This is a genomic window from Candidatus Margulisiibacteriota bacterium (genome assembly GCA_028706105.1).
Lineage (GTDB): Bacteria > Margulisbacteria > Riflemargulisbacteria > GWF2-35-9 > DYQY01 > DYQY01.
In genome coordinates, this window is record JAQWCF010000105.1 from 1 (window position 1) to 5222 (window position 5222).

At 32.0% G+C, this 5222-nt stretch carries 3 protein-coding genes; all 3 read left to right on the top strand.

The features are described from left to right. Nucleotides 1-453: 453 nt before the first annotated feature. A complete protein-coding gene (locus tag PHF25_08665; GenBank protein ID MDD4528081.1) occupies nucleotides 454-1749 on the top strand; it encodes an FISUMP domain-containing protein in 1296 nt (431 codons plus the stop codon). A gap of 298 nt (nucleotides 1750-2047) precedes the next feature. Then, nucleotides 2048-2713 (top strand): hypothetical protein, encoded by a 666-nt coding sequence (locus PHF25_08670; GenBank protein ID MDD4528082.1) that lies wholly within the window; start codon nucleotides 2048-2050, stop codon nucleotides 2711-2713. A 60-nt stretch (nucleotides 2714-2773) separates the two neighbouring features. Further along, nucleotides 2774-5222: DEAD/DEAH box helicase family protein (locus tag PHF25_08675; protein ID MDD4528083.1), on the top strand; the 2449-nt coding region annotated here is incomplete at its 3' end.

Below are 5222 nucleotides of genomic sequence, written 5' to 3' on the forward strand. Positions count from 1 at the left end.
TGCTAATATTTTTCTCTAATATGGGTTTTATCCACCTATATTTTTCTTCTTGTGTTGATTTTGGCATAGTTTTTGACATATGCCTCTAGATTATCATAAAAGTGCAATATGTGTGTACACATTACCTCATAATGTTGCAAATAAGCATTCTTTATTGTGTGATAATGTTAGCAAATGATAAGCAATAAATCAATAAATATGGAGACTACACATTTTTTAACTTTTGAGCTATCATGTAGTTACAATTTAATAGAAGTGGCCTAAACCTTTGGATTTCAAAGGCATGGCTTGAAGTCCGGTAAAGAATAAACAACCCATCATGGGATGTCTTTACCGGCCATATCAGGAAACTGGTATGAGTGGCTTCGGCTACTACCTGTGGTGGGCTTTTTGTATATAAAACGCTACAGGTAAGATTATTAGTAATGGTAATAAAATCACTAGCGTAATTATATGAATCAAAAACAAAAAGGATTTATCCCTGTAATTATAGGTTTAATTATCTTAGGCTTGGTGACAGTTAGTGGTTCTGGGTATTATATTTGGAATAAAAATAAAGAAGTAAAAAAAGAAGTAGCACCATCGTCTAAAATTACAACAGAAGAGGAAGTTAAGGAAGATTTAATTATAGATACCGATCAAGTATCATCTTCTTCTCAAACGAAAACTATAATTCCAGCTCCATCTTCTTCATCAGCTTCTAATCTTGGATGTGATGGAGTATTTTCTATAACTGACAATCGTGATACTAATAATCCAGTCTATGAGATAGTAAAAATAGGAACTCAGTGTTGGATGAAGAGAAATCTGAACATTGGAAAATATATTTCTGGAGATATTGATCAAACTAATAATAATACTATAGAAAAGTATTGTTACAATAATGATATTGCTAATTGTGATACTTATGGTGGGCTATATCAGTACAATGAAGCTACTAATTATTATTACTACCCGCCTATTCCCAGTAAAAAGGACTTTACACGAGACATATGTCCAGATGGTTGGCATATACCTAAAAACTCTGAATGGGACACATTAGCCACTTATTTAGGTGGGTGGAAGATAGCTGGTGAAAAAATGAGAGGAATTGGATTTAATAATACTAAGAGTGATATTGTTTCTAGCTTTTCTGCTTATGGATCTGGTCGTCGTGATGACAATGGACAATTTCAATATAAAAGTTCTGTAGCTTTTTTTTGGTCATCTACCCTTTTTGCCGATGATTATTCATTCTATCGTCATATCAATTCGGACGAGTCTCCACTTCATAATGTTGCGTACTTGCAATCGATTGGTGCCTCTGTGCGATGCTTAAAGGGTCCATCTGTTGATAGTGAGACGCAAATTATAGCAAGAAATTTTTTAAATAATCCAACATTAGAAAACTTAAAAGTTTTTTGCAAACAAGCTAATAGTATCCCTTCTTTAAAAACAGAAGACGTTTTAAGTGAAGATAAAAAAACAATCAAAACAGTTACCTTGTCTCTTTCTGAAACTATTTCAAGCTGTCAGTATTTAAATAATCCAGATTCAGGTATTATTTTTATTTCTCCTAAGTATGATAGCTTATTGATATCCTTTAATGACTCGGATGATGATCGGACTAGAATGAATAAAATACAGTGGAATAATAAAATACAAGAATATAATAAAATATATAAATTGTACGGCTATAGCGATAATTATTATAAAAGTATAGGTGGTAAGTTAATTTTTCCAGAAGTTGAAATCAAGCCATTTCTATGATTCGGGATGCTATAGAGCCAAATTTATCTTATATTACTAAATAAATAATGAACATCATGAAAAATTTTATAAAAGAAAATTGGTTTAAAATATGTATAATTGTAATAATCGTAATTACCGTTGCAGGATTATTTTATTGGAAGGAATACAGGCCAAGTCAAATTAGAAGTAATTGTTGGAAAACTGGTGGTGACGCCGGATGTTTATTGAAAAATGGTCTAGATATATATACAATAGAAAGAAATTAAAAATAGCAGGTTTAGTATTATTATATGGCAAAATAAAGTAAGATAGACTTATGAATGGAAAAATTAAATCTATAATATCTTATTTTTTGGGTCATAGAAAAAGTCCCAAAAATTATCTTTCTGAGATAATTAAAAAACCTACCTCTGGTTTTAGTCCTACTTATAGTTATTATAAGGATGGATATCCTATAGATTTAGATATTTTCAGAAAAGCATGTCCATCTTATAAGCATGTAGATGGCTCTCAAAATCAATTATTTTTTGTCCAAGATTTAACTTTTTTAAAAGAGAACAATCATATATTGCTTAAAAAGAAAGAATTTATGTATTACATGGTTATTAACACAGCATTACTTATGACCATTCATAAGTATTTTAAAGACAAATACGATGAATTTAAAAGTAGAAACAAGGGTATAGTGTTCGAGTTTGGACTTACCAATACTTTTATTCTTCCTTGGGAGATATTACAGAGGTTAAATATACCTTTTGACAAGGAATTATTTAGTAATTGTCTCGGATTAGTGATAGATAGACTAATGACAGATGATTATTTTTGCGGACTTGTTCCAAATGATTTTATGGATAAGTTTATAGAAGACCCAGATCTTAACAAAAACGATACTATCTACGGTAAAGAATGGAGAGGTATGTGCTTAGAGGAGTGGTTTAACCAAACATGCTATATTTGTCCCAAAAAGCCAATGATCTTATAGGAAAAAGATTACTAATAATCTTTCTTGATTTATCGTACTTTTAAGTATATTATACTACTAATGAGTATCAATAAAGAGGCGAAAGCAAGAATTAAAATAAATAATCTACTTCAGGAGTCTGAGTGGAGATTTTTTGATAATGAAAAAGGGAAAGCAAACATAACTCTTGAAAATAATGTTAAAATTGATGAATTGGGAGATGATTTTGAAAAAGTAAGTACCGGATTTATTGATTACCTCTTATTAGATGATAAGAATTTTCCCATATGTGTCTTAGAAGCAAAATCTGAAGACAAAGATCCTCTTGTTGGAAAAGAACAGGCTCGTCGATATGCTAATAGTCAGAATGTTCGCTTTGTTATACTTTCAAATGGAAACATTCATTACTTTTGGGATAAAGAACTTGGTAATCCTACAAGAATTTCAACTTTTCCAACTCTTGAAAGCTTGAAAGGTAATAAAGAATTTAATCCAAATACAGACAAACTTACAAGCGAAGAATTAAAAGATAATTATATTGCCTTAACACAAAACCCTTTTTATGAACAGGATCCACGCTGGTCTGATGAAGGGAAAAAACAAAACTTTATTACTGATACTGGTTTACATTTCTTACGTCAATATCAACTTGATGCGGTAAAGTCATTACAAAGAGCAGTTTCTGAAGGTAAGAATCGTTTTCTTTTTGAGATGGCAACTGGAACAGGTAAAACTCTTCTTGCTTCAGCTATTATTAAACTTTATCTTAAAACCGGCAACGCACGTCGAGTTTTATTTTTAGTTGATCGTTTAGAGCTTGAAAACCAAGCCGAAAAGGCTTTTAAAAATTACTTGCAACCAGATTATCGTGCTGTAATTTTTAAACAGAATAGAGATGATTGGCGTAAAGCTGAGGTTGTAATAACAACCATTCAGAGTATCTCTCATGATAATAAATACCTTAAGACTTTTACTCCTACTGATTTTGATTTAATAATTTCCGATGAAGCCCATCGTTCTATCTCTGGTAATAGTCGAACTATTTTCGAGTATTTTATTGGTCATAAATTAGGTTTAACTGCTACGCCAAAAGATTATCTTAAAAATCTTTCTCAAAAAGATATCGACGAAAGTGATCCAAGAGAAATGGAAAGACGTAATCTTTTATCTACTTATAAAACTTTTGGTTGTGATGGTAACGAGCCAACTTTTCGTTATACGCTTGTTGATGGTGCGAAGGATGGGTTTTTAGTTTTACCAACTGCTATAGATTGTCGTACCGAAATAACAACTAAACTTCTTTCTGATGAAGGTTACGCTGTGCAAGTAGAAACAGAAGAGGGCGAAGAGGAAGAGGTTATTTACAATCAAAGAGATTTTGAACGTCATTTCTTTTCAGAACAAACTAACTTTGAATTTGTCAAAGCATTCATGGATAATGCGCAACGCGATCCAATAACGAAAGAAATTGGTAAAACAATTGTCTTTTGTGTTAGTCGAAAACATGCATCTAAGATTACGCAAATCTTAAACGATTTTGCAATGAAAATGTTTCCTGGTAAATACAATTCTGATTTTGCCATACAAATTACTTCCGATATTCCAAATGCTCAAAATATGACCACTAATTTTGCTAACAATAAACTTAGTGGCCTTTCAAAATTTCTTGATGGTTATAAGACAAGCAAAACAAGGGTTTGTGTTACTGTTGGAATGATGACGACTGGGTATGATTGCCAGGACCTTATAAATCTTTGTTTAATGAGACCAATCTTTTCTCCCACTGATTTTGTTCAAATTAAGGGACGAGGAACAAGAACATATGTTTTTAAACATTCAGATGGAGATGATCAAATAAAAGAGAAAAAAGAAAATTATAAACTTTTTGATTTTTTTGCTAATTGTGAATACTTCCAAGAAAAATATCCTTATGATGAAATTATAAAATTACCACCAAGAGGAAAAGGAGGTGGAGGCGACGGGGGTGGAATCCCATCTCACATAGATCCAACTCTTATAAATATCCCCGACCCTTTAAAAATGATGGAGGTAATGAATTTTGAGGGTAATATAATGCGTGTAGATAAGGAGCTATATGTTAGCCGATTTGAAAGCACAATCAAAGAAGCTGCATGTAAGGACATTGAGTTCAAAGGAGCGGTTGATAGTGGTGACTATGAACAAATGGAGCAATATGTAAAAGAGAATATATTTAATAAGCCAGACGATTACTTTACAATGGATCGTGTCAGACAGGGATATAAAGCTGACCGCCATATAACTCTTTGGGAGATACTTGATAAGATTTTTGGCCGTATTTCTCGTTTCAAATCAAAAGACGAATTAGCGCAAGAAGAATTTGATAAGTATTTAGTCAACTCAGACATTAGTCCGGAGGTATATTATGAGGTGCGCGAATTTTTCAGAAATTATCTTATAGATGAAGATTTTAGATTAGCCGTTAATCAGAAACGATTCAATGAGTATGCTGGCAATCCAGCAATGTTAGAAGTTTTCCAGAAATTGGGCA